The organism is Deltaproteobacteria bacterium, from assembly GCA_009692615.1.
Taxonomy (GTDB): domain Bacteria; phylum Desulfobacterota; class Binatia; order UBA9968; family UBA9968; genus DP-20.
In genome coordinates this window covers 17,247-39,760 of record SHYW01000025.1, presented here as the reverse complement: position 1 = coordinate 39,760, position 22,514 = coordinate 17,247, and the positions used below count along the sequence as shown (strand labels likewise).

Sequence of the window (22,514 nt, the reverse complement as noted above, 5' to 3'; positions counted from 1 at the left end):
AATTGCTCAGCGGTACTGGCCGCGCTGCGCTAGTTCGCGCACCAGGCTGTCGTCCATGAAGCTTTCCGGCGCGGCGGTTTTCGCCTTGGGATCGCTGCTCTGGCGCAGGACTTCAACGATACCGTCTTTATTCGGCTCGGGAATTTTCGCGATATATTCGACGCCGTATTTATAAAGGGTCTCAAGAATTTCCGGTTCGTCCTCGCGCATATATTTCTTGATCACGCCGAGGCTGAACGGTTTGTCGCTGTTCATGCGCTTGATGCCGTCGGAGTAGGCTTTCATGAACGCCAGCGCCATGGGCCGGTTTTTTTTCACAAAGCTACGCGTGCTGGCGATGGTCGAGTAAGGAAAATAGATTCCCGCCTTGGTCATGTCGATGAGCAGTTTGGCGCCGCCCTTTTCGGCGCGCAGGCTGTTGGGCGGCGCGATGGGCGCGGCGAACACGGCGCGGGCCAAGAGCGAAGTTGAAAGGCCGCGGTGGCCGCCGGCGATCTGCAACACGGTCACGTCTTTGGCCGGGTCGAGACCGTGGCGACGCAGCACCTGGCGCATGGCGAAATCGGTGGACGAGCCGAAGCGGGTGACGCCCACCGGTTTGCCGCGTAGATCTGGCACCGTGCGGATTTCCGGCAGCGCCATAAAATGCACCGCGGGGACGATGGAGATGCCGCCGATGTAGATTGAGTCGGCGCCTTTCAAGGCTGACTCGACCGGCGGTTCGCCGCCGGCGAGAACGATGGGCGCTTCGCCGGCGAGCATAGCTTGGATCGCGGTGGTCGCGCTCTGGACATAAACCAGTTTGACGTCGAGCCCTTGTTTGTCGAAGTAGCCGGCGTCGTGGGCGACCCAACAGGCGAGGAATAGGCCGCTAATCGAGGCGTAGACGACGTTGAGCCGATCGATGGCTCTGGCCGATGTCGGCGGAGAAATTATTGCCAGCGCGAGGGCTAGATAGAGCCAGCGTAATTTCATCACAATCTCCTCCTCGTGCGCCGAAACAACGACAGGGCGAAAGAATTTATCGTCGGCATCTCTTTGTCTCCCCGTGCCCAGATTTTGTCAACAAGAGCGCGGAAAGTTTTTCCGCGAACGATAGCGTCTGGCCGCGGACTGTGGTAAAAAAAATGTTCAACAAAATTCCATCCCATAGGAGTGTTCGATGCAACAAGAAGTCTTAGACCAAGTAGACCGCGAGCGTGTCGTCGAGTTGGCGAGTAATTTAGCCAACATCGTCAGCATCACCGGCGACGAAGAGAATGTCGCTAAATATCTCGGCAGCGAATTCGAACAGCTCGGCATGAAAGTCGAGTATCAATATGTCGAAGACGGCCGGCCCAACGTCGTCGGCACTTTGAAAGGCAGCGGCGGCGGCGCGACTTTGATGTTCAACGCGCATATGGATCACTTCGATGCGCCCCAGGAGACTGTCGTCGACGAAGATCGCATCTACGGCCGCGGGTTGGTCAACATGAAGGCGGCGTTTCCCTGCTACATCGAAGCGGTGGCGGCGCTGCAGAAGGCCGGCGCCAAACTCAAAGGCGATCTGATTATTGCCGGCGTCGTCGGTGAAATCGAAAAAGCCCAGGTCGGCAGATTCTACGGCAAGGAATATCGCGGCGCCGGCGTCGGCGCGCGTTATTTGATGGATCACGGCGTGATGGCCGACATGTGCATCATCGGCGAGCCCACCGGTTTGCAATTGCAGATCGGCAACTCCGGTTTGCTTTGGGCGCGCGTCAGCGTCGACGGTCGGGCGACCAAGTTCGTGCTCGCCGCCTGCAAAGTCGCCCAAGCGATTCAAGATTGGGAAAAAGACTACCAGCGCAACAATCCCCACAAGTTCATGCTGCCGACGGTGCAGATCGGCGCCATCGACGGCGGCAACCCGTTCAAACCCGGCACGCGTCCGACGACGGATATCTTCGTCATCGTCAAAATGTTGCCCGGCGCCGTGCCGCTGGCGATCAAGCGCGACATCGAAGCGGTGTGCGAGCGCGTGCGCAAGCGTGAACCGGATATTCTCGATGTCCGTGTCGATCTTTACTTGACCACGCCCGGCTACGAGATTTCCAAGAGCGAGCCATTGGTGAAAGTGATGGAGGGCGCGCATCGGACCGTGTTCAAAGGCCCGGTGCCCTACGCCAAACCGATTCGCTACGGCATTACCAGCGACGGCTCGCGCATTGCTCAGTACGGCGTGCCGGCGATCACCTACGGTCCCGGTTTCGGTACTCATCTCGTCGATCCGACGGAGACCAAAGCGGGCGAAGAATGGGATTCGCCCACCGGCGTGCGCCGCGGCGTCGGCATCACCAACATGGTGAACTGCACGAAAGTCTACGCCATGGCGGCTTTGGATATTTGTAATCGCAAGAAAGAGGAAGTGGCGAAGAGGTAAGGAAAGAGAAAAGGGTTGAGAGGAAAGGTTTGTCCGTGAGTATGTTTCGAATCTCTAGCTTTTCTCTTTTCTCTCAAAGCTCAATGTTATGAATCTAACATTTGCGCACTATCGCAATCGTTTCTGCATGTTTCGCACTTACTACGCGTTGGCCGTCGGTAAGGTGAAGGCGGACGGCATCGATATGAATGTCATCGAGCTGCCCGATCCGCCGAGCAAGGAGCAGGAAGACGCTTTGATCAATGGCGACGTGCAGGCGGCGAACTTATATTTGCCGAACTTTCTGCGCCGTAAGTTACAAGGCGCGCCGATTCTTGGTCTTGCCACCGAATGGAAATCCACCCTGAAAGGCAACGGCGTCTTCGTACGCGACGACGGGCCGGTGAAGACGGCGAAGGATCTTGAAGGACGGCTGATCGCCACTCATCAGGGATTGCACGCGATTCATCAGTACTTGCTGCGCAAAGCCTACGGCGTCGACGATTCGAAACTGCGCTGGGAAGGCCATCCGCAGGAAAAATTGCTCGGTGTCTTGCAGGCCGGCAAGGCCGATGCGGTGGTGCTGCTCGATCAGTTTTTCTTTCGCGGCGAGGTCGCGCCGGGCGTGCGTTGTCTTTACACCGACGGCGAAGCTTGGCAAAAGCTCACCGGCTTCGACGAGATGATCAAGCATATGGTGGCGGCGCGGGAAGATTTACTGCGCGATCACCCCGGCGTCAAGAATACTTTGCTCCAAGCGTTCCGCGCGTCGTTCGCTTATAGTGAAGCCCATCTGGAAGAAGTCGCCGATGTATTTTTGTCGCGCTACGAAGGCGATCGCGAAGCGCTGCTCGCCTCGGCGCGCTATCCGCGCATCGAGTTTACTTTCACTGCAAAGGAACAGCAGCTGGCCCAAGCGGAGATGCAGCTGCTGGTCGACGTCGGCCAGATCCCACGCACGGCGCCGATCGCTTCGTTGTTCGCGACCTAATCGTTTGCTAATGTTCGCCGACCCTACACACCGGCAAGTCGATGTCACAGCTTTGATTCGGCTCGCCGGTGCGTTTGTTTTTACCAGCATGCTTTCATCTTGCGCCAACCTGGCCCGTTCCGACGATGCGGCACTACTACGCCAAACCGCGAGTTTAATCGACGCAGTTAAATTATTCGGTCAGAGCCTCGGCATACAGCCCACCGAGGCGTTACGGCGCACGGCGCAGGCCGGGCCGACGTTGTCGATGCTCTGGCTGTGGATGCAGCGCGACGGCACGCTGGCCTTGAACCGGCCGGTCGATATTCGTCTCGCCATCGGTCTCACTAGTGAAAATGAAGTGCCCAAGCTGGAGCAAGTCTATCGCGTCGACGGTTACAGCGTTTATCATCGCCAGGGCAGCGAGTTCGCCGATCCGCGTTCGGTGGCGACAGTCGGTTTCGCGGAGGAGCCGATTGTCCGGCGCGTCAAAGTGATTTTGCATGAAGATCTGCACGGCGACGTGAATTTCGCTCTGCCTTGGGAAATTGAAGAGGCGATCGTCACGCCGCTCGGGTCCCTCGCGGCGCTGGAATATTTTCGCCAGGCGGGGAACGAGAATAATCTTGCCAACGCCGTTACCTCGGTGGCGGAGGAGCGCAAAGTCTCGCGCGAATTGCAGGCTCTGGTCGCTCAAGCCGAGAAAATCTTTGCTGCGGAAAAAGCCGATTCGGCTAAAGAAAAAATTCTTGCTCTGCTGCCAAATTTTTCCAGCTATCAACGTCAGTTCGAACGGCAGACGCGCGGTCAGCATAGCGGCACGGTGTTGGAAGCCAAGCTCAGCCACGATCTGGCTTACTATCGTTATTTCGATGACATCGCCGGGTTGGCTGAGCGGGCGCCGAGTTTGGCCAAGTTGATCGAAGATCTTAAGCGATTACCGAAAGACGCGACGCCGGTGACGACGGAAAAGTTTTTACGCGAGCTAAACGCGAGTTACGGCGCGGCGTCGAAGTAATATTGCTTATCGCTTGGAATCGCCCTGGATGCCGGCCTGCGCCGGCATGACGAAAAAGTTTTGCCGCGCTGTTTGATCTAATTGTCCAATGGCCAGTTTCCTTAAATCCGATACCAGCCTGGGTGGGCTTGGCGCGCTTTACGGCGGCAGTTTGCTCTCGGGCGGTTGGACAATGGTGATACCGACGATACCGGTTCTCGCCCAGCACTTCGGTATTTCCGCCGCCGCCGCGGCACAGATCGTCACGGCAATTGCCTTGGGCCGTTTCGTCGGCACGCCGATCAGCGGTGTGCTCTTGGACCGCGTGGGGGTGCGCGCGGTGGTTGTTTGGGGCGCGGTGATCGTCAGCGGCGCGGCGTTCCTGGCCGCCCTTTCGCCGTGGTTGGTAGGAATTCTCGCGCTCTGTTTTGTCATGGGGCTCGGTGACAGCATCTGGGCGCTGGGACGTGAAGTCGCCGGCGTCGACTTGGCGCGCCTCGATCAGCGCGGCCGCGTGCTGTCGACGTTGCACGGCACGCACAATGCCGGCACCGCGCTTTGTCCCTGGCTCGGCGGGGTGTTGACCGAGCGCTTCGATTTTCGCGCCGCGTTTCTGGCCTACGCATTGTTCGCCGCCGTGTCGGTTGTGCTCGGCTTGGGCGCGCCCAATGTCAAAGCGAGTCCGGCGCCTGCCGCCAAGCCGCGCCTCGCCACTGGCTGGAATCTCGCGGCAGCGCGTGAACAGTGGCGCGGCTTGCGCGATTTATTTTCGCAAATCGAGCCGCAATTTCGTTCGACCTATATCGCCCTGGTGGTGGCGACTTGGGCGAGCCACTCCTATCGCATCACGATGCAAAGCATGTTGCCGCTTTACGCCGGCACGGCGCTTCATTTTTCGCCGTCGGAAATCGGCCTGCTATTTTCTATTTCCGGCGTCTTCGTATTCGCCATGATTATCCCGTCGGGGATCATCATGGATCGCGTCGGCCGCAAATGGGCGACGGTGCCGAGCACCGGCTTGCCGGCGCTGGCTTTTCTGCTGCTGCCGTTCACCAACAGCTTTATTCAACTGGCGATCATTCTCTCGATCACCGGAATGTGCAACGGTTTGTCGTTGGGCTCCATGTCGGTGTCGACCTTCGACGTCGTGCCAGCCCACGCTCGCGGCCGCTTACAAGCGGCGCGGCGCATGATCGCCGAGATGGGCGGCGCCCTGGCGCCCGCGGTCGGCGGCTTTCTCGCTCACACCTTCAATCCCGGCGTGCCGTTTTTAGTTTACGTCCCGGTGCTGATTTTCGCCGCGGCTTATTTGGCGCTGGCGGGACGGGAAACGTTGGAACGGTGAATCGTGTTCGTGATCGTGGCTCGTGTTCGTTTCCGAATTCTCACGATCACGTTCACGAGCACGAACACGAAAATATCGAATGGTTGATTTAAGTCGCAATAACCCCAAGGCGCTCAGTCTCGGCGCTCTTTACGTCAGCACCTTCCTGTCCGGCGCTTGGGCGATGATTATTCCGACCATTCCCGGGCTGGCGCGGGAGTTCGGCGTTTCCGCCGGCGGCGCGGCGCAGGTGATCACGGCGTTCGCTTTCGGCAAGATGGTGGGGACGGTGATCGGCGGCGTACTGCTCGATCGCAAGGGGACGCGGTTTGGTTTGGTCGGTGCCGCAGCGGTTGCGGCGGCGGCGTCTTTGGGCGCGGTGTTTGCGCCGTGGTTTTTGTTGCTGCTGGCGATCGGTTTTGTTTTGGGTGCCACCGATACGCTTGGCGCGGTGGCGCGTGAGATCGCCGCCATCGATCAAGCGCCGAGCAATCAGCGCGGCCGAATCGTCAGCAGCCTGCACGGCACGCACACCGTCGGCGCGGCGTTCTGCCCATTTCTCGGCGGCTGGTTGACCGAGTTGTTTAACTACAAAGCAGCGTTTATCGGTTACGCGGTCTTCAGTGTGATGTCAGTTTTCTTGGGAATGCTCGTGGCAAATTCTCCGGGCGAAGCGCATGGTTTGTCGTCGGCAGTTGGCGTCGCGAAAGGTTGGGGCTTGGTTGGACTCAGAGAGAGAATCGGCGGGCTCGCGACGCTCTATCGGGAGATTCGTCCGGACCTACGATCGACCTATAGCTCCATTGTCTTCGCCACCATGGTCAATCAGTCCCAGCGCATGATCGTGCAGAGCATGTTGCCGCTCTACGCCGTGCGCTACATGCACCTTTCGCCGAGCCAGGTCGGCATGCTGTTCACGATATCCGGCGTGGTGATTTTCGCCATGATGATTCCCGCCGGATACTTGATGGACCGGGTCGGCCGCAAATGGTGTACGGTGCCGAGCACGGCGATTCCGGCGCTGACCTTTGTTCTGATCCCGCTGACCAGCAGCTTTATCCAACTGGCGTTGTTGATCGGAATCTCCGGTGTCGCCCAGGGATTGTCACTCGGTTCGCTGGCGACTTCGACTTACGATGTCGCGCCGCCTCATGTGCGCGGCCGCTTGCAAGCGCTCCGGCGGACGGTGGCGGAGCTTGGCAGCGGAATGGCCCCGTTGATCGGCGGCTATCTAGCCAACACCTTCAATCCCGGCGTGCCGTTTTTAGTTTATGCGCCGCTGCTGCTTTTGTCGGCGACATTGCTACTCGTGGTGAGCAAAGAAACTCTCGATCGATAACGTCGCGGTTGATGTCGATCGGGACAGGGGCGATAAATCTTTCGCCCCTAAGAATCTCTGACTTTCGCAATGAGGATTTGTCGGATGTGGTGACCGAAGGGAACCGCATCGCCGGTAAGAGGTGGTCGCTCGATGCGGTTCGCGGACTAACCATATCCTACGTACTCTTGAAAAACTCTAACTCATCACCAAGGCACAAAGGGCGCGAGAGGTTTGAGCGCAAGGGCAAGGCACGCCTTGCCCCTACAACTTCGTGCCTTCGTGGTTAATCGCTCTTTAGGTGTTTTGACAGGTCGTGATAAACCAGTTATGCGAACGGTAAGAGGTCACTGCAATGGATCCATCTGAAAACCAACTGATCACTCGCGTCGGCGCCGGCACGCCGGCGGGGGAGACGCTGCGAAAATATTGGCTGCCTGTCGGTTTGTCCAGCGAGATCGATGCGACCGCGCCCAAGTTGGTTCGTTGGCTCGGCGAAGATTTGCTTTTGTTCCGCGATGAATTTGGCCAGGTTGGATTGACCCAGCCCAACTGCCCGCATCGCGGCACATCGCTCGACTACGGTTGGATCGAAGCCGGAGGGATTCGCTGCTGCTATCATGGCTGGGTGTTCGATGTGCAAGGCCGCTGTTTGGAACAGCCGGGGGAACCGCCGGAGAGTAATTTCAAAGACAAGATTCGCTTAATAGCTTATCCCGTGCGCGAACTCGGCGGCATGATCTGGGCTTACATGGGGCAAGGCGTTGCGCCGGAATTGCCTAACTATCATTTTCTCTTGCGCGACGACGGCGAGCGGCAGTTTTCCAGTTACATACGCGAGTGCAATTACATGCAGCAGTTGGAAAATTGCCTCGATCCAGTGCACGCGACGATTCTCCACGGCCGAGCGGTTGATGGTTTTCCCGCGGCGCCGGAGTGGATGGAGACGCCGGAATTCGACGTGACCATGAGCGAGACCATGGCGTATTACGTGGCGCGCCGCAAAGGGCCAGAGGCCGGCACCGAGTGGCATCGCGAAGTGGCCTACGTGCCGCCGATCATGGTGGTGCATCATGGCGGCACGTTGCCCGGCGATCCCTTGGCCGAGATGGTCGATGTCTCCTGGCGCATGCCCATCGACGACTACAACACGCGTTCGATCACTTTGCGATTTTTTCCCCACGCCCAAGGCAAACGCGGCAATCAGGAAAAACAGGCGCGGCCCAAACCGCAGCTGCTCATGCGCGGCACGCGCCGGCAGTGGGACATGGCGAGTATCAACGGCCAAGACAACGCCGCCCAAGTTGGCCAAGGCGCGCTGGTGGATCGCTCACTTGAACATCTCGGCTTCTCCGATCGCGGCGTGATCTTGGTGCGCAAGCTTTGGAAAAATGTCGTCGAACAATCTCTGCTCGGTGAAGAACCCGCCAACTTGATTCTGGATCCGGCGCAAAATCGTCTGGTGCACGTCGATGTGATCGAAAGATTGGTGAAGGCAGAGGAGCTGCGCGATTATGTGCCGAATATTGTCTATGTCAGCTGACGTGTTTGCTCTTATTCCCCCCTTTGAAAAAGGAGGGCGAGGGGGGATTTCTCTGCGCGCGCCGAAGAAAATCCCCCTCTGTCCCCCTTTTTCAAAGGGGGATGTTTTCACTTTACGCTTTTTTGCCTGGATGCTCATAGCCATCATTATTGGCATTCCTCAAACTCATGCTGGTGAAGCGCGTCCGGCTTGGCAGCAAGAGTGGGAGAAGATTGTTCAGGGAGCAAAGGCGGAGGGGCAAGTCACGGTCTACGTGCACAGCACCTACGTTCCGGTGCTCAGTTCGGGCGCTTTTGAAAAAGCTTTTCCTGGCGTCAAGCTGACGATTGTCAGCGGCGTGGAGAACGATCTGGAGCGGCGCGCCGGCAAGAATCTCGCCGATGTTTTCATGGTCGGCGTGCTGCGCAGCTATGATTTCATGGAGGCGAAATATTTGGAGCCGATCAAGCCAGTGCTGCTGCTCCCCGAAGTTGTCGACGAGTCCAAATGGTGGCAGGGCAAACATTTCTACAGCGACCCGGAGAAGAAATTTTTGTTCCGCTATGTCGCTTCGGCGCAGCACGGCCAGATTTCCTACAATACTCAAGCGATTCGGCCCAAAGAGTTCTCCTCGTTCTGGGATTTTCTCCAGGCCAAGTGGAAGGGGAAACTCCTCGTGCGCGACATTCGCTTGCCGGGCACCGGCGGCAGCGCGATTCGGCTATTTTATTATCATCCCGAGATGGGACCGGAGTTCGTGCGCAAACTGTTCGCCGAAATGGACATCACTTTGTTTCGCGACCGGCGTCAGGGTTTGGATTGGTTGGCGACGGGAAAATTTCCGATCTGTTTTTGGTGCGAGGATATCGACAAAGCAAACGCGCTAGGTCTGCCGGTCAATACCTTCGGCCGCATGAAAGAAGGCGCGGGTTTGAGCGCTGGGCAGGCGACGCTCACCTACGTCAATCAAGCGCCCCATCCCAATGCGGCGAAGCTGTTTATCAATTGGTTTTTGTCGCGCGACGGCCAGCTAAACTTTCAGAAAGCCTTGGGCAAGGCGGACGAAGGCTCGCCGGATTCGTTGCGCATCGATATCAACAAAGACGACGTCGATCCCAAGAGCCGGCGCATTGACGGAGTAAAATATTTGGACACCGATCAATGGCTGGCGATGAAGCCGGTGCTTAAAGTGGTGGAGGATGCCTTGGCGCAGGCGGGTAAAAAATAACGTGGCGCAATTTATCGTCTTGATGCGAAGGTTGCTCAAAGCGTCGAGCAGACGCACGGCTCGATTGCCGCTGTTAGTGTTTTTCTGCGCCGCTGCGTCGAGCTTTGCCGCCCAAGCTCCTGCTAACTGGAAAGTCGATTGGGATTCCACTGTTAAAGCGGTTGAGAAAGAAGGCCAGCTGGTCGTCTACGGTCCGCGCGGGCGGGATCAGGAGATGCTCTACGGCGAAATTGTTCCAAAAGCATATCCGAAAGTCCGCGTACACTAAGGAAAATTCGCTGCGCATCGACATACCCAAAGAGGGCATCGTCGAACCGGAATTCTTGCTCGATCCCAAGCGGCAATATCTATTCACCGGCTTGGAAGAGCACAAGAAAAAAATCAACGAGTTCGAGCCCTGGCTGGAGTCGTTGGTGGTCAAGAAGTAATTTCACCGAACGCTCTCCTAACCAAGAAAGGCACTTATGAAACTGGCGACTTGGAACGTAAACTCGCTCAACGTTAGACTGCCCCATGTATTGGAATTCCTTGCCGCGCATAAGCCCGATGCGTTGTGCTTGCAGGAGCTTAAACTCGATGATCCAAAGTTTCCGATAGCGGAAATCAACGCGGCCGGTTATCAAGCGGTGTTTTCCGGACAGAAAACTTACAACGGCGTGGCGATTCTGTCGCCCATGGCCGCGATGGACACAAGCATGGGGATTCCCGACTTCGACGATCCCCAGCGCCGGGTGATCGCCGCGACGGTCAACGGCGTGCGGGTGATTTGTGTTTACATTCCCAACGGTGAGAGCGTCGAATCGGACAAGTACAAGTACAAGCTCGATTGGCTCATGCGCCTGATCGTCTGGTTGAAACAGGAAATGGCCAAGTATCCAAAATTAGCATTGCTGGGCGACTACAACATCGCGCCGGAAGATCGCGACGTCTACGATCCCAAGTTTTGGACCGGCAAAGTGCTATTCAGCGAACCGGAGAAAGCCGCGTTCAAGGACATGATCGCCCTGGGCTTGACTGATAGCTTTCGCATGTTTGAACAGCCGGAGAAGTCTTACAGTTGGTGGGATTACCGCATGAACGGTTTCAAACGAAACCTCGGCGGGCGCATCGACCACATCCTGCTATCGCCGGAACTCGCCAAAGGCTGTAAGAGCTGCACCGTCGACCGCGACTTCCGCGCCAAGGAGAGGCCTTCCGATCACGCCCCGGTGATCGCGGAGATTTAGGATTCGGAAGGTTGGCCGCAAAGAACGCAAAGGTCACAAAAATGACGGAGGATGAGGTCAAGCACTTGTGCGATCGAGTGCGGCAAATTGCCTATGATATTCATGTGTATCTGGGGCCGGGACATCTGGAAAGAGTTTACGAAGCTGCGCTGGTGCATCGTTTGCGCAAGGCCAACATTGTCGTCGAACCGCAACATCCCTTAAACGTCTACGATGAGGATGGAACTCTACTCGGCGAATATTACGCTGACCTGCTGGTGGAAAGCGTGCTGATTGTCGAGATCAAGGCTGGCAGAGCGCTCGCTCTGGAACATGAAGCTCAAATCCTTGGTTATCTTCGTTCGGCCAAACTCGAACATGGATTATTGTTGAACTTCGGTTCGTCCAGGTTTGAAATTCGTAAGTTTGTCTGGTCGCAGTATCTGAATCGTCAACGCTCCTTAAAGTGACTCACGCCGAGGCCTTAGCGAATATTATTTTGTGTACTTTGCGTTCTTTGCGGCCATTCACATCCTATCCGAAATTATACATCTTGGCGCAGTTGTCCCACAACCATTTGCGTTTCATTTGTTCGGTGAAGGGTTGCTTTAAGAACGTGTCGATGGCGTGGGGATATTTGACGTCCAGGTGGGGGTAGTCGGTGGAGAAGACCATGTTGTCTTCGAGGCCGTACTCGGGAATGTGTTTGGCGGTGATTTCGTCGCATTCGACGGCGCCGTAGCAGTTGCGTTGGAAGTATTCCAGCGGCGTCATCGTTAGCTCGGGATATTCCGCCACGCCGGTGGTTTCGGCGTATTCGCCCATGCGCCAGAGCAGCCACGGCACCCAGGAGCAGTTGCCTTCCAGAAAGGCGACTTTTATTTTTGGAAAACGTTCCATCACGCCGCCAAAGATCATATCGCCGCAGGCGAGCATGTTGGCGAAGGGAAAGCCGAAGGTGTTGAACATCGAGAAGGTCGAGCAGATGTGAAAGAACGCCGGCTGCGGTAGATAAACCCGGCCGGCTTCGTGGAAGCCCACCGGTAGATTCAACTTCTCGCACTCGGCCCACAACGGATCGTAGTAGGGATCGCTCCATTTTTTATTGTTGACGTGGTTGGGCCGGAGAAAGATGCCGCGGAAGCCGTAGTCTTTTACGGTGCGGCGGATCTCTTCAATCGATCCGCTGATGTCGTGGGGCGCGACCATGGTGATGCCGAACATGCGCTTGGGATCGGCCTGGGCGAAGTCGTGCAGCCAGTCGTTGTAAGCGCGCGCGATGGCGGTGGCGAAGTCGGGATCGAGGCCGTCGATGCCGAGCACGGTGAGCGCGCGAGTCGGAAATAGAAACGCGACATCGAGGCCTTCGTTATCCATCGCTTGGAGCTGCGATACGCCGTCGAAGTTGCGTTTGCCGGCCTCGCCGTATTTCTCCTGGAAAAAATCCTGGCGGTATTTCGCCAGCGCGGGGTTTTCCGGTTGGCGCGGGATCGGCATCACTTTGCCTTCGACTTCGACGCCGAGGTCGCGGAAGGCGCGGTTCAATCCTTTGGGCGCGCGGTCGATATATTTCTTGTCGATGTAGCGTTGCCATAAATCCGCCGGTTCGAACACGTGCATGTCGGAGTCCATCGCTTTGAAGCCGTTCTTTGCCATTCTGATTTCTCCTTAGTTCGGATGCTGATTCAGGTTCTTGTGTGAATCGTGCGTTGCTTGAAACGGATTTGTTCCCCACGAAGGACGCGAAGGGTTCGTAAGGAGGGCAAGGCTCGCCTTGCCGCTAGAACTTCGTGTGCTTCGTGGTGAGAGGTTTCTTTCTCCTAAGCTCGGGACGTTCATCATTGCACCGGCGATAAATATTTCAGCTCTTCTTTCATCTTGGGCGGCAGCGACAGCACTTCGGCGACCCACTTTTCGCTTTCTTCGCCGGAGACATAATTGATGTCGAGTTTTAGCTTATTGGCTTGCGTAAGAAAATCTCCATCGGCCAGGGTCGCCTTGAAGGCTTGGCGGAGGATCGCCAAGCGCTCCTTTGGGGTGTTGGGCGCGATTGTCAACGGCCGCGAGTATTCCATCTGCGCCATGTACGCGCGATAGGCGCGCAAATGGTTTTCGTCTTTGATCGCTTCGGCAATGAGCGTTACGCCTTTGGCTTCGGTTTCGGGCACCCGGGCGTGAAGGATAAACGGGATCAAACGCTCATCGCCTTTGCCGTCGAGCAGATCCTTTTGCGTTGCCAAGACTGAGTCCCAGTTGGTGCAGTGGCCGTCGACCTCGCGGCGCTGCAAGGCGATCTTGATTTGTGCCGTGCCTTGGTAGCCCGACACCACGGCAAATTTGCTGCCGACCATCTTGTTCAACAACAGCGGCATGTCGATGCTGTGCGAGCCCGGACCGGTGCCGCCCATGCGCAAGGTTTTTCCTGACTTGACGATTTCATCCATCGTCTTGGGTCCAGCGAAACCCATGATCAAACAGACCGGCACGCTCTTGCTCGGCGCGCCCAACCAGCCGAACTTGCGCGCGTCAAACTTGACGTTGCGGTCGCCCATGACCTGGTTGAAAACCAGCGCGCTGTTCCAAATGCCGACCGTCAGGCCGTCGGGCTTGGCGTTGTTGTAGAGATAATTCGCCAGCACCAGGCTGCCGGCTCCAGTCATATTGTCGACCAACGTTGTTGGGTTACCGGGAATATATTTGCCTATGTAACGCGCCAGGGTGCGCCCATAAGTATCGTAGCCGCCGCCGGCGGCTTGGCCGACGATGAAGCGCATGGTTTTGTCTTTGTAGAAATCTTGAGCCGCCGCCCAGCAGACAGTGAGCGACAGGAGAGCTAGGCTCAAAGTTAGCGACCGAAGCGATCTCTGCCATATCGTTTTCATGCTGGGGTAGAATTGCATAAATGGTGCGTCCAGGTCAAAAGCGCTGGCGTCAATTTGAGATCGGCTTCTAACGATCTCGCTAACTTGTCTAATATTGAACAGATATAGCTATGAAGCCTGCCTACAATCTTCGACTAGTGTGAATACTGTACATTGAACAGGAGGTTTCTCATGGCTGCGATTGCTCCGGCGTTGGGAATGATTTTAATAATAGTGGTGATTCTTAAATTGGCGCGGCGTAGCGCCTACAAGGCGAAGCCGGTCGCGAAAGTTTGAAAGGCGGTTACTTGCATCAATACAAAAACCATCCCATTTACGGCATCGGCATTCCTGGGCGCGATAATGAATGGCATTGCCGGGGCTTGGTCTTCGATCCCATCGATCAGGTGACGGAGATCAAGAGATTCGATTTTGCCGAGTTGAGTTTCGCGACCAAGCAGGAAGCGGAAGATCATGGCCTCGATGTCTGCAAAAAATGGCTCGACGATCCCAGCGCCGTCGGCGAGTTGACCCCGCCGCCAACTCCTGTGTGACGGTTGGCCGATCTAGTTTGTGGCGGCGGACCGAAAGTGATCGCGAGCCAAATTGTCGGTTAAATTCCCACCAATCTGCAAGCGATTGATTCAGTTTTGGATTTATCTGTACGGGCAGCGCCTACACCGGCCTGGCAAATGGTTTTGTCTTGGCAAAAATCTTGAGCGAGAGCTGGCTGGTAATTCGACAGCAGGAAGTTTAGCACGGGCGAGATTGCCAGGACGGCGACGGAACGCGACAAGAATTTAGTTTTTGAAATAGGCTGTCCAGATATCACCCTTCGCCGCCGTGACTTCGTCGACATTCCTGGCGGCGCCGTCAGAGTCATAATCGAATTGTCATTCCGAGTGAAACGATGAATACTTCTTCAACGAATCGACATTGCGATAGGTCGACACGAATGGCTGGGACCGCATCCGTGAGTGAATTTTGTGCGCTGCACGGACATTTTGATTTTTTCCTTACCAGTTGAGCCACGCGCCGTTTACGTGAATCGTCTGGCCGGTAATATATCGGTTTTCGTCCTTCACGAGAAATAACGCCGTCGGGGCGATCTCGTCGGGCGTCGCCCATCGTTTCAGAGGTATTGCCGCGGCTTTCTCAGCCCACTCGGCATCTCTGTAATGACCCCGGAGACGGTCCGTGGCGACGCGGCCCGGCGCGATAGCGTTGACGTTGATGCCGTCGCGCACGACCTCCAGCGCCAGCGACTTCGTAGACACCGCGACGCCGGCTTTGGCAGCGGCATAGCTCGCGCGAGTAGCGTTGCCGGTGAAGCCATAAATCGAGGAGATGCTCACGATTTTTCCATGTTTTTGCGCGAGCATCGTCGGCAGGACCGCTTGGGAACATAAAAAACCGACTTCAAGTTAAGGTTAACGACCTGGTCCCACTCAGCATCCTCTATGTCGATGACCTCTTTGATTCGCGAGCCGCCAGCAACGTTCACCAGGATATCGATTCTCCCCCATCGACTCGCAGTCTCGCGCACCATCTGTTGCACCGAAGCTTTATTCGTAACATCGGTGAAGTCGAAAACCGCCTCACCGCCGTTGGCGGTGATTTCCTCGATCCGGCTCTGGGCGGCCTTGGCGTCGATCTCAGCGATAACGATTTTCGCCCCTTCGCGCGCGAAGCGCAGCGTAATGGCGCCGCCAATCCCTCCGCCACCGCCGGTGACGATCGCAACTTTGTCTTTCAGTTCGAGCATGCAAACCTCCAGCTATAGGTTCCATTCCAAGCGAAGCGTGAAACTATCTCGGCGAAATTGCAGGTGCCAGTTGACGATTTGGCTCCGAAGCGTGTCGATGAAAGGGGGCAACAATAATGACCCACGCTCCGTCAACACCAAGAGTCCACTCCATTTGTCGAGCGAATCTAAAGAAAACCACTGAGGCCGTCAACAGGCATGGTGACTTTGCCTTGACTGCCATTGAGATTCCAGCGTATGTCTTGCCCGAAGCTATCAAGCTGAACCGGTAACTTTCAGTTGCGAATTTAAGCATTGGTCACAGGGAGGGGAGCCATGTCCAACCTAAATGGTTTGCCGGTCATCGATGCCGACGCCCATGTGCTCGAAACCGAGCGCACATGGGATTACCTGGAGCCCGCCGAAGAGAAATATCGCCCGCAGCTTTTTTCTAGCCCGAATAACCCGCGGCAGTACTGGGTCGTCGACGGAAAAATCGCCGGCGTTCGGTTCCTGACGCTCAGTGAGCGCGAGCTCCAGACCATGTCGGAAAGAATCGGCCGTAATGTCGAAACTCCACAGGGCGCTCGCGAGTTGCACGATGTCGGATTGCGACTTAAGCACATGGACGAGCTGGGCATCGACATTCAGGTGTTGCACAACACCATGTGGATCGAGCAGGTGTCGCAGCATCCCGACGTCCAGGCTGCGCTATGCCGGAGCTGGAACCGCTGGCTCGGCGACATCTGGCGGCAAAGTCAAGGAAGATTGCGCTGGTCCTGTGTCGTTCCGACGATGGTGATCGACGAGGCGATCGCGCAGGTCAAAGTGGCAAAGCAAAACGGCGCCGTCGCGGTCTGTCTCAGACCGCTGGAAGAGGGGCGACGTCACCTCACGGCCCCTTATTTCTACCCGCTTTACGAAACCGCGGATCAGCTCGACATGGCTATCGCCGTGCATATCGCCAATGGCAATCGCGATTACTGCGATCTTTACCGTTCTACTCCGGCTAGCCCGGTGGCTATGTTCCGGGTGCCCACTGTGGCCGCATGTTTTAGCCATTTTATGAGTGAGGTGACGCAGCTCATCCCGAAATTGCACTGGGGCTTTATAGAAGCTTCAGCCGAGTGGATACCCTGGATCTATCGCGAGGTGGAGATTCGCTATCGTTCGACCGGGAGACAGTTTTCTAAAGACGTGTTTGGTGAATACAACGTCTATGTCACCTGCCAGACCAATGACAACATTCCCCATATTCTCAACTATGCGGGCGAGCACCGCCTGGTCCTTGGCACCGACTACGGCCACACCGATTCGGCCAGCGAGATCGATGCGATCACGGAGTTTAACCGGCTCGAAGGGATCGCTCCCGCGGTGAAGGAAAAAATTCTCTGCCACAACCCCAAGGCTCTGTACGCTTTGTGAGAGGAAAGGTAGCTATGCCGGTGTTGAAGACAATCGTACTGTTACTATTTTTAGCCGCCGTCAATCCGCAATCGGCATCCGCCCAGTCCGTGCGATTGAGTTACACGGGCACGCCGGGCTTTATGACGCCCTTTTGGCTGACTCATGACGCCGGGTTGTTAAAAAAACAGGGACTCCGCGGCGAGATAATCATGGTCAGCGGCGGCGCGCTCAATCTCCAGGCCTTGATTGCCGGGGAAGTTAATTTTGTCAATGCCGCAGGGCCGGCGCTAATCAATGCTGTGCTCAAAGGCGCCGATCTCACGATCATCGCATCGGCCTATAATTTCTTGCCCTACGGTTTCGTCGTCGCAAAGGATATCCGCTCGCCCAACGACCTTAAGGGCAAACGAGTCACCCTCTCCGGATTCGGCGGGCTTGAAGAATTTGCTATCCGCCTGGCCTTGGATAAGTTGGGAGTGGACCCGAACGGAGTAACCTTCCTGCGAAGCGGCGCAGATGCGGTCAGGATTGCCGCCCTGGTGTCGGGCGCGGCATCTGCCATGGTGGTTTCACCGCCGTCGCTTTTCAAAGCCGAAACTCTGGGATTGAAAGTCCTACTGGATTTCGGCGAACTTAATTTTAGTTTCCCAGGATCGATAATCGTGGCCCGCCGATCCTACGTCGCCGAGCAACGCGGCACGGTGAGTAAATTTTTAATGGCGTACATCGAAGGGCTGCATCTGTTTAAGACCAACAAGAAGCTTGCGCTGCAGGTGATGCAAAAATACATGAAACTAAACGACGTAGATCTATTGTCCAAGTCGATTGATTATTATGTAAAGAACACCCCGCTGGTGCCGTTCACCGAAGCGACCGCCGTCAAGAATGCGTCTCCCGCCGATAAGACGGCAACGATCAAACCCGAGGATTTTTACGATAATTCGCTGCTTCGAGAAATCGTCAGTTCAGGTTATGTCGACAAGCTCGAAAGAACAGCTAAATGACCCCAAAACTCTGCGGCGACCGCCAAAGTCGAGCCGGCACCTCGGTGACTCGGTGATCTCAACCTCGAACAATTCCAACAAAATCGTCAAATGGTAGGCGGACATTTCCTCGCGAACCGGCTGACGGTTTTTAGTCGGGAACGTCAGACTCAACAGGCCGGTCTCGCGCGGCGGCAGTCGTGCCGATCGTGGCGATGTTTGTCATTTTCATTTTTTTTCTGTCTAGCAAAAGGGGCGCGCCGACAGGCAAAAATAAAAAGTTGGTGCGAAAATCGTTTTGTTGGCACCACCGGCATCCGACCTGCGCGTTGCATCGGACTGACGAACCCGAGCGCGGTTTTTTGAGTCCATCTTCACCGACAAGCCGACGACAGACCAGCGATTCACGGTTGACTGTCGCTGCTCCTGCGCTATTGTCGCTTTGGGAGCCTGAAATTCATGGATGAAATTCGAATCGTCGACACTACCCTGCGTGACGGCGACATCAGTCTGTGGGCCTATGGCATGACCACTGGCATGATGCTTCCGGCCTTGCGCCATCTCGATGAGGCTGGTTTTGACTCGATCGAATTCTTCTTGCATCAGAGATTTAAAAAGTTTGTCCGCGAGCACAAGGAGGATCCTTGGGATTGGTTGCGTTTGGGGACCAAAGAAATCAAGAAAACCCGGCTGCGCTACCATGGCGGACTGCATAGCGGTTTTGAGTTCATTCCGGATTGCATTCGGCGACTGGTCATTAAGACCATCGTCAAATATGGCGTCCATTTAACCCGTACGTCGAGCTATTGGAACGATTTTACCGAGGTTGGTCACGAGGCGGATGAGCTGCGCAAGTTCGGCATGGAATCGGTCGTGAACCTGATCTATTCGATCTCACCTCGCCACACCGACGCCTATTACGCTCAAAAGGCCAAGGACGCGGCGGCGATCAAACCCTATCGGATTTGTTTCAAGGATGTCGGCGGCATGCTGACGCCGGAGCGCACCCGCGACTTGGTGTGGTTGATCAAGCAAAACATCGGCGATGTTCCATTGGAGTTTCATGCCCACTGCAACAATGGGCTGGCGCCGTTCAACCTCCTCGAAGCGGTCAAGGGAGGCATCCGTATCGTGCACACGGCGATTCCGCCGCTCGCCAACGGATCGTCGCAGCCCTCGGTGTTCAACGTCGCCAGCAATCTGACGGCCTTGGGTTACCAGCCGCTGGTGAACCTCGCAGCGCTGGGGCCGGTGAGCGAGCATTTCCATTTCGTCGCCAAGCGCACGGGCTTGCCGGTGGGCGCGCCGCGTGCGTACGAACAGTCCTGGTACCGCCATCAGGTGCCCGGCGGCATGATCTCCAACTTGCAACACCAGTTAAAATTGATGGGCAAAGGCGATAAGCTCGATGAAGTGCTCGAAGAGACCGCCGTGGTGCGCGCCGAGCTCGGCTATCCGATCATGGTTACCCCGCTGTCGCAATTTGTCGGTAGTCAGGCGGCGATTAACGTGATGGTCGGTGAGAGATACAAAGAAGTGACCGATCAAGTGATTCAATACGCGCTGGGGATGTGGGGCAGGGAAGGCAGCGACAACATGGACCCGGCCGTCAAAGCGAAAATTCTCGACCGAACCCGTGCGCGCGAGATCGCCAACATGGAGCACGCCGAGCCGACGCTGGACGAAGTGCGCCGGCAGTACGGCGGCGCGCACTTGTCCGACGAAGAACTGCTTTTGCGCTACTATGCCGGGCCGGAGTTTGTCGATGCTTTGAAAACCGCGCCGCCGAGAAAAGAATATCTCGATGCGCGCCTGCCGTTGATTCGGCTAGTCGAGGAGATCGGCCGGCGAAAGCGACTCAGCTTTGTCTCGATTTGCAAAGGCGACTTTTCACTTAGCCTGCAAAATAGAAATTGACCGGCCGAGCACGGGTTTTTCGTAAAGAGGAGTTTTACATGGTTAGAAGGATGTTTTTAACTTTACTGGCGATTGTCGTGAGTGGCAGTGTGACGGCGACGGCCGCAACGAAAGATAATCTGGCGATCGGCTATACGGCGATTACCGGGATCAAGGCGGGGCTGTGGATTGCCGAGGAGGCCGGCATCTTTGAAAAGTACAACATCCAGCCCCATCTGATCTTGATCACCTCCGGTTCCAAGATGGTTCAGGCGATGCTCGGCGGCGATCTGCCGCTGGCGGGCGCGGCGGGCAACGCGGCGGTGGACGCGAACTTGGCGGGCTCCGACATCGTGATGATCGGCGCATTGGCCAAGGTGCCGGCGTTTTACATCATGGCGCTGCCGGAGATTAAATCGGTGGAAGATATGCGTGGGAAAGCCGTCGGCGTGACTCGCTTCGGCTCTTCCAGCGATTTCACCATGCGCTATCTCTTGCGCAAAGCCGGCCTCAACCCGGAGCGCGACGTGACCATGATTCAAGCGGGCGATTTGTTTGCGGCGGCCACTATGCTCAAAACCAAGGCGATTGTCGCAGCCGCGTTTTCCAGTCCGATCAATTTAAAAGCCCAGGAGGCCGGCGCGCGGGAGTTGATGAACATGGGCAAAGCGGGAATTTACTTTCCCCACGACGCGTGGATGGCGCGGCGTTCGTACATCAATGCCAATGAAGATTTACTGCGCCGGTTCATGAAAAGCTACTCTGAAGGTGTGGCGAAACTTTTCAACGAACCGGAGCTCGCTAAGAAAGCGATTCGCCGTTTTACCAGGACGACGGATGCCAAGGTGGTCGACGCCGTGTACCAGTACGCGGTGGACTATGTTGAAAAGATTCCTTACAACACGCGCGAAGGTGTCGTCGAAATCTTGAATCAGGCGGCGCCACGCAATCCAAAAGCGAAGGACGCCAAGCCGGAAAGTTTCTACGACGACCGCTTTGTCAAAGAACTCGAGGCACAGGGATTTTACCGGCAGTTGTATAAATAAGTCGCCGGTCGATGAATGGCGTGGCGATTCACATTGACAGTGGGGAGAACCGCGGAGGAGAAAAATTAGAGTTTGTCAGGATAGAATCGTAACCAGGTTGGACGGAGGGTCTATGAAATTTTATACGAATAGATTTATTTCCGTGTGCGCCGTGATTTTGGCGTTAGCCGGGGTTGCCAAGACGACGGCCGCTGAGACCCGCGTCTCCGTGGGCGTCACCGAAACCATGGAGACGTTCAATCCTTATGGGGAGAGCGTGTCGCTGATGTACAGTGTGTGGTGCCAGGTTCTGGGCTGCCTGGGCACTTATGATTTCGAGCAGTGGAAACACGTTGGCCTGCTCGTCGAACGCTGGGAGACCAAAGACCCGAAGACGTGGTATTTTTATCTAAAGAAAGAGAATCGCTTCCACGACGGCTCGCCGGTCACTGCCGAAGACGTCGTCCACTCGCTGCGGCGCACGCGCGACGATCCGTACAGTAAACAGCGCCAATTGATCGCCCCGGTGGCGAGCGAGAGTGTGGTCGACACCTACACCGTCAAAGTGGTCACCAAGGAGGCCACCGCGCCGCTGCTCGATTATCTCTTCGACCGGATCATCATCACCAGCAAAGCGGTCTACGACAAGTATGGTCCGGATGTGGCCGACCGCCAGTATCCCATCGGCGCCGGGCCGTATAAGTTCCGAGAATTGATTCCCGGCCAACGGCTGGTGATCGGCAAAGATCCGCGCCATCCGATGTGGAAGCAGCACAAGCAAGCGCCCGATGAAATCGTCTTTCGCATCATGCGCGAGGCGGAGCAGCGAGTGACGGCGCTACTCAATAACGAAATTCAGATCGCCATGTTCGTGCCCTCTCATATGCGCGAGCGGGTTGAGCGCAGCGTCAAACATAAGATCGTCAAATTCAACAGCGCCGAGGTGATGTTTCTGGCGATGATGCCGAAGTTTAAGCCCTGGGACAACAAGCTCTTGCGCCAAGCGGTGGCGCACGCCATCGACCGTGAAATGATCGTGAAAACAATCCTGCGCGGCGAAGCCGACCGTCTGGAGGGCCCGGTCGCCAGCGGCATGTATGGCTACGATCCCAACCTTCAGCCGCGCCATATTTACAATCCGGAAAAAGCCCGAGAGCTAGTGAAGCAAGCTGGCTTTTCCAACGGCCTCGATGTCGAACTTTTTACGCCAGTGAATCGTTACACCTTCGACAAGCAACTCAACGAAGCGATGGTGCCGATGCTTACGGCCGTCGGTATTCGGACCAAGCTGGTAACGCCCGAGTGGGCGACGCTTTGGGCCAACGTCCAAGTGGGCAAGGTGCCGTTCTACTACATGGGCCGCGGCAGCGTTGTCGATCCAAGCGCCTATCTGTCGCAATACTTCGAAACCGGCGGCTCGCCGCGCATCGGCTATTCGAATCCGAAACTAGACGAGCTGTTATCGCAGGAGCGCCAGACTTTCGATCCCGAGAAGCGTAAGAAAGTCCTCGGCCAAGCGATGAGCTTGATTAACGAAGAGGCGCCGGCGACGTTTCTGTGGCGCCATCAGCTTTATTTCGGCATGACCAAGAACATCGATTACGCGCCGCTCCCCAGCGAGCGGATTTTTGGCTGGAACATCAAGATTAAGTAA

22 protein-coding genes are annotated in these 22,514 nt (G+C 56.4%); 17 read left to right on the top strand and 5 right to left on the bottom strand.

Going from position 1 to position 22,514, the window contains the following annotated elements; genetic code table 11:
• Nucleotides 1-6: 6 nt before the first annotated feature.
• Nucleotides 7-975 (bottom strand): hypothetical protein, encoded by a 969-nt coding sequence (locus EXR70_08310; GenBank protein ID MSP38477.1) that lies wholly within the window; start codon nucleotides 973-975, stop codon nucleotides 7-9.
• Between the two features lie 187 nt (nucleotides 976-1,162).
• Here EXR70_08310 and EXR70_08305 point away from each other — a divergent pair, with 187 nt between their 5' ends.
• The 11 genes from EXR70_08305 to EXR70_08255 all read left to right on the top strand — a co-directional run bounded on the left by EXR70_08305 (nucleotide 1,163) and on the right by EXR70_08255 (nucleotide 11,414).
• Nucleotides 1,163-2,401 (top strand): M20 family peptidase, encoded by a 1,239-nt coding sequence (locus EXR70_08305; protein MSP38476.1) that lies wholly within the window; start codon nucleotides 1,163-1,165, stop codon nucleotides 2,399-2,401.
• Nucleotides 2,402-2,489: 88 nt separating this feature from the next.
• A complete protein-coding gene (locus EXR70_08300) occupies nucleotides 2,490-3,371 on the top strand; it encodes an ABC transporter substrate-binding protein (GenBank protein MSP38475.1) in 882 nt (293 codons plus the stop codon).
• Nucleotides 3,372-3,381: 10 nt separating this feature from the next.
• Nucleotides 3,382-4,368: a hypothetical protein gene (locus tag EXR70_08295; GenBank protein MSP38474.1), complete on the top strand. Its 987-nt coding sequence runs from the start codon at nucleotides 3,382-3,384 to the stop codon at nucleotides 4,366-4,368.
• 88 nt (nucleotides 4,369-4,456) lie between these two features.
• The gene (locus EXR70_08290; GenBank protein MSP38473.1) at nucleotides 4,457-5,692 is read left to right on the top strand and encodes an MFS transporter; all 1,236 of its coding nucleotides are present in this window, start codon (nucleotides 4,457-4,459) and stop codon (nucleotides 5,690-5,692) included.
• A gap of 79 nt (nucleotides 5,693-5,771) precedes the next feature.
• The gene (locus EXR70_08285; GenBank protein ID MSP38472.1) at nucleotides 5,772-7,010 is read left to right on the top strand and encodes an MFS transporter; all 1,239 of its coding nucleotides are present in this window, start codon (nucleotides 5,772-5,774) and stop codon (nucleotides 7,008-7,010) included.
• Nucleotides 7,011-7,344: 334 nt separating this feature from the next.
• Nucleotides 7,345-8,532, top strand: a complete 1,188-nt coding sequence (locus tag EXR70_08280; protein MSP38471.1) for a hypothetical protein — start codon at nucleotides 7,345-7,347, stop codon at nucleotides 8,530-8,532.
• Between the two features lie 130 nt (nucleotides 8,533-8,662).
• Complete coding sequence (locus tag EXR70_08275) at nucleotides 8,663-9,739, top strand: hypothetical protein (protein ID MSP38470.1); 1,077 nt, start codon at nucleotides 8,663-8,665, stop codon at nucleotides 9,737-9,739.
• Between the two features lies 1 nt (nucleotide 9,740).
• On the top strand, nucleotides 9,741-10,007 hold the full coding sequence (locus EXR70_08270; protein MSP38469.1) for a hypothetical protein: 267 nt from the start codon (nucleotides 9,741-9,743) through the stop codon (nucleotides 10,005-10,007).
• Nucleotides 9,970-10,167, top strand: coding sequence for a hypothetical protein (locus EXR70_08265; protein ID MSP38468.1), 198 nt, complete (start codon nucleotides 9,970-9,972; stop codon nucleotides 10,165-10,167). The genes EXR70_08270 and EXR70_08265 overlap by 38 nt, the downstream gene beginning before the upstream one ends.
• Before the next feature lie 36 nt (nucleotides 10,168-10,203).
• Nucleotides 10,204-10,965 (top strand): exodeoxyribonuclease III, encoded by a 762-nt coding sequence (gene xth, locus EXR70_08260; GenBank protein ID MSP38467.1) that lies wholly within the window; start codon nucleotides 10,204-10,206, stop codon nucleotides 10,963-10,965.
• A 41-nt stretch (nucleotides 10,966-11,006) separates the two neighbouring features.
• Entirely contained in the window at nucleotides 11,007-11,414 is a 408-nt protein-coding gene (locus EXR70_08255) for a GxxExxY protein (GenBank protein MSP38466.1), read from the top strand.
• A 64-nt stretch (nucleotides 11,415-11,478) separates the two neighbouring features.
• Here EXR70_08255 and EXR70_08250 read toward each other — a convergent pair whose 3' ends face one another.
• The gene (locus tag EXR70_08250; protein MSP38465.1) at nucleotides 11,479-12,600 is read right to left on the bottom strand and encodes an amidohydrolase; all 1,122 of its coding nucleotides are present in this window, start codon (nucleotides 12,598-12,600) and stop codon (nucleotides 11,479-11,481) included.
• A gap of 182 nt (nucleotides 12,601-12,782) precedes the next feature.
• The gene (locus EXR70_08245; protein MSP38464.1) at nucleotides 12,783-13,787 is read right to left on the bottom strand and encodes a hypothetical protein; all 1,005 of its coding nucleotides are present in this window, start codon (nucleotides 13,785-13,787) and stop codon (nucleotides 12,783-12,785) included.
• Between the two features lie 326 nt (nucleotides 13,788-14,113).
• On the opposite strand from EXR70_08245, the gene EXR70_08240 reads away from it, so the two are divergent.
• Nucleotides 14,114-14,359: a hypothetical protein gene (locus EXR70_08240; protein MSP38463.1), complete on the top strand. Its 246-nt coding sequence runs from the start codon at nucleotides 14,114-14,116 to the stop codon at nucleotides 14,357-14,359.
• 462 nt (nucleotides 14,360-14,821) lie between these two features.
• Here EXR70_08240 and EXR70_08235 read toward each other — a convergent pair whose 3' ends face one another.
• Together EXR70_08235 and EXR70_08230 are read right to left on the bottom strand one after the other, a co-directional pair.
• Nucleotides 14,822-15,187, bottom strand: a complete 366-nt coding sequence (locus tag EXR70_08235) for an SDR family oxidoreductase (GenBank protein ID MSP38462.1) — start codon at nucleotides 15,185-15,187, stop codon at nucleotides 14,822-14,824.
• Complete coding sequence (locus tag EXR70_08230; protein MSP38461.1) at nucleotides 15,157-15,570, bottom strand: SDR family NAD(P)-dependent oxidoreductase; 414 nt, start codon at nucleotides 15,568-15,570, stop codon at nucleotides 15,157-15,159. Before EXR70_08230 ends, EXR70_08235 begins: the two co-directional genes overlap by 31 nt.
• Nucleotides 15,571-15,885: 315 nt before the next feature.
• On the opposite strand from EXR70_08230, the gene EXR70_08225 reads away from it, so the two are divergent.
• The 5 genes from EXR70_08225 to EXR70_08205 all read left to right on the top strand — a co-directional run bounded on the left by EXR70_08225 (nucleotide 15,886) and on the right by EXR70_08205 (nucleotide 22,514).
• The gene (locus EXR70_08225; protein MSP38460.1) at nucleotides 15,886-16,974 is read left to right on the top strand and encodes a hypothetical protein; all 1,089 of its coding nucleotides are present in this window, start codon (nucleotides 15,886-15,888) and stop codon (nucleotides 16,972-16,974) included.
• A gap of 14 nt (nucleotides 16,975-16,988) precedes the next feature.
• Nucleotides 16,989-17,960, top strand: a complete 972-nt coding sequence (locus EXR70_08220) for an ABC transporter substrate-binding protein (protein MSP38459.1) — start codon at nucleotides 16,989-16,991, stop codon at nucleotides 17,958-17,960.
• A 438-nt stretch (nucleotides 17,961-18,398) separates the two neighbouring features.
• Nucleotides 18,399-19,856 (top strand): biotin carboxyl carrier protein, encoded by a 1,458-nt coding sequence (locus EXR70_08215; GenBank protein ID MSP38458.1) that lies wholly within the window; start codon nucleotides 18,399-18,401, stop codon nucleotides 19,854-19,856.
• Between the two features lie 38 nt (nucleotides 19,857-19,894).
• Nucleotides 19,895-20,881, top strand: a complete 987-nt coding sequence (locus tag EXR70_08210) for an ABC transporter substrate-binding protein (GenBank protein MSP38457.1) — start codon at nucleotides 19,895-19,897, stop codon at nucleotides 20,879-20,881.
• 112 nt (nucleotides 20,882-20,993) lie between these two features.
• Entirely contained in the window at nucleotides 20,994-22,514 is a 1,521-nt protein-coding gene (locus EXR70_08205) for a peptide ABC transporter substrate-binding protein (GenBank protein MSP38456.1), read from the top strand.

What these genes read in the sequence shown, in the direction of transcription:
- EXR70_08310 (MSP38477.1), bottom strand. Translation starts at nt 975, where the DNA reads ATGAAATTACGCTGGCTCTATCTAGCCCTCGCGCTGGCAATAATTTCT.
- EXR70_08305 (MSP38476.1), top strand. Translation starts at nt 1,163, where the DNA reads ATGCAACAAGAAGTCTTAGACCAAGTAGACCGCGAGCGTGTCGTCGAG.
- EXR70_08300 (MSP38475.1), top strand. Translation starts at nt 2,490, where the DNA reads ATGAATCTAACATTTGCGCACTATCGCAATCGTTTCTGCATGTTTCGC.
- EXR70_08295 (MSP38474.1), top strand. Translation starts at nt 3,382, where the DNA reads ATGTTCGCCGACCCTACACACCGGCAAGTCGATGTCACAGCTTTGATT.
- EXR70_08290 (MSP38473.1), top strand. Translation starts at nt 4,457, where the DNA reads ATGGCCAGTTTCCTTAAATCCGATACCAGCCTGGGTGGGCTTGGCGCG.
- EXR70_08285 (MSP38472.1), top strand. Translation starts at nt 5,772, where the DNA reads ATGGTTGATTTAAGTCGCAATAACCCCAAGGCGCTCAGTCTCGGCGCT.
- EXR70_08280 (MSP38471.1), top strand. Translation starts at nt 7,345, where the DNA reads ATGGATCCATCTGAAAACCAACTGATCACTCGCGTCGGCGCCGGCACG.
- EXR70_08275 (MSP38470.1), top strand. Translation starts at nt 8,663, where the DNA reads ATGCTCATAGCCATCATTATTGGCATTCCTCAAACTCATGCTGGTGAA.
- xth (MSP38467.1), top strand. Translation starts at nt 10,204, where the DNA reads ATGAAACTGGCGACTTGGAACGTAAACTCGCTCAACGTTAGACTGCCC.
- EXR70_08255 (MSP38466.1), top strand. Translation starts at nt 11,007, where the DNA reads ATGACGGAGGATGAGGTCAAGCACTTGTGCGATCGAGTGCGGCAAATT.
- EXR70_08250 (MSP38465.1), bottom strand. Translation starts at nt 12,600, where the DNA reads ATGGCAAAGAACGGCTTCAAAGCGATGGACTCCGACATGCACGTGTTC.
- EXR70_08235 (MSP38462.1), bottom strand. Translation starts at nt 15,187, where the DNA reads ATGCTCGCGCAAAAACATGGAAAAATCGTGAGCATCTCCTCGATTTAT.
- EXR70_08230 (MSP38461.1), bottom strand. Translation starts at nt 15,570, where the DNA reads ATGCTCGAACTGAAAGACAAAGTTGCGATCGTCACCGGCGGTGGCGGA.
- EXR70_08225 (MSP38460.1), top strand. Translation starts at nt 15,886, where the DNA reads ATGTCCAACCTAAATGGTTTGCCGGTCATCGATGCCGACGCCCATGTG.
- EXR70_08220 (MSP38459.1), top strand. Translation starts at nt 16,989, where the DNA reads ATGCCGGTGTTGAAGACAATCGTACTGTTACTATTTTTAGCCGCCGTC.
- EXR70_08215 (MSP38458.1), top strand. Translation starts at nt 18,399, where the DNA reads ATGGATGAAATTCGAATCGTCGACACTACCCTGCGTGACGGCGACATC.
- EXR70_08210 (MSP38457.1), top strand. Translation starts at nt 19,895, where the DNA reads ATGGTTAGAAGGATGTTTTTAACTTTACTGGCGATTGTCGTGAGTGGC.
- EXR70_08205 (MSP38456.1), top strand. Translation starts at nt 20,994, where the DNA reads ATGAAATTTTATACGAATAGATTTATTTCCGTGTGCGCCGTGATTTTG.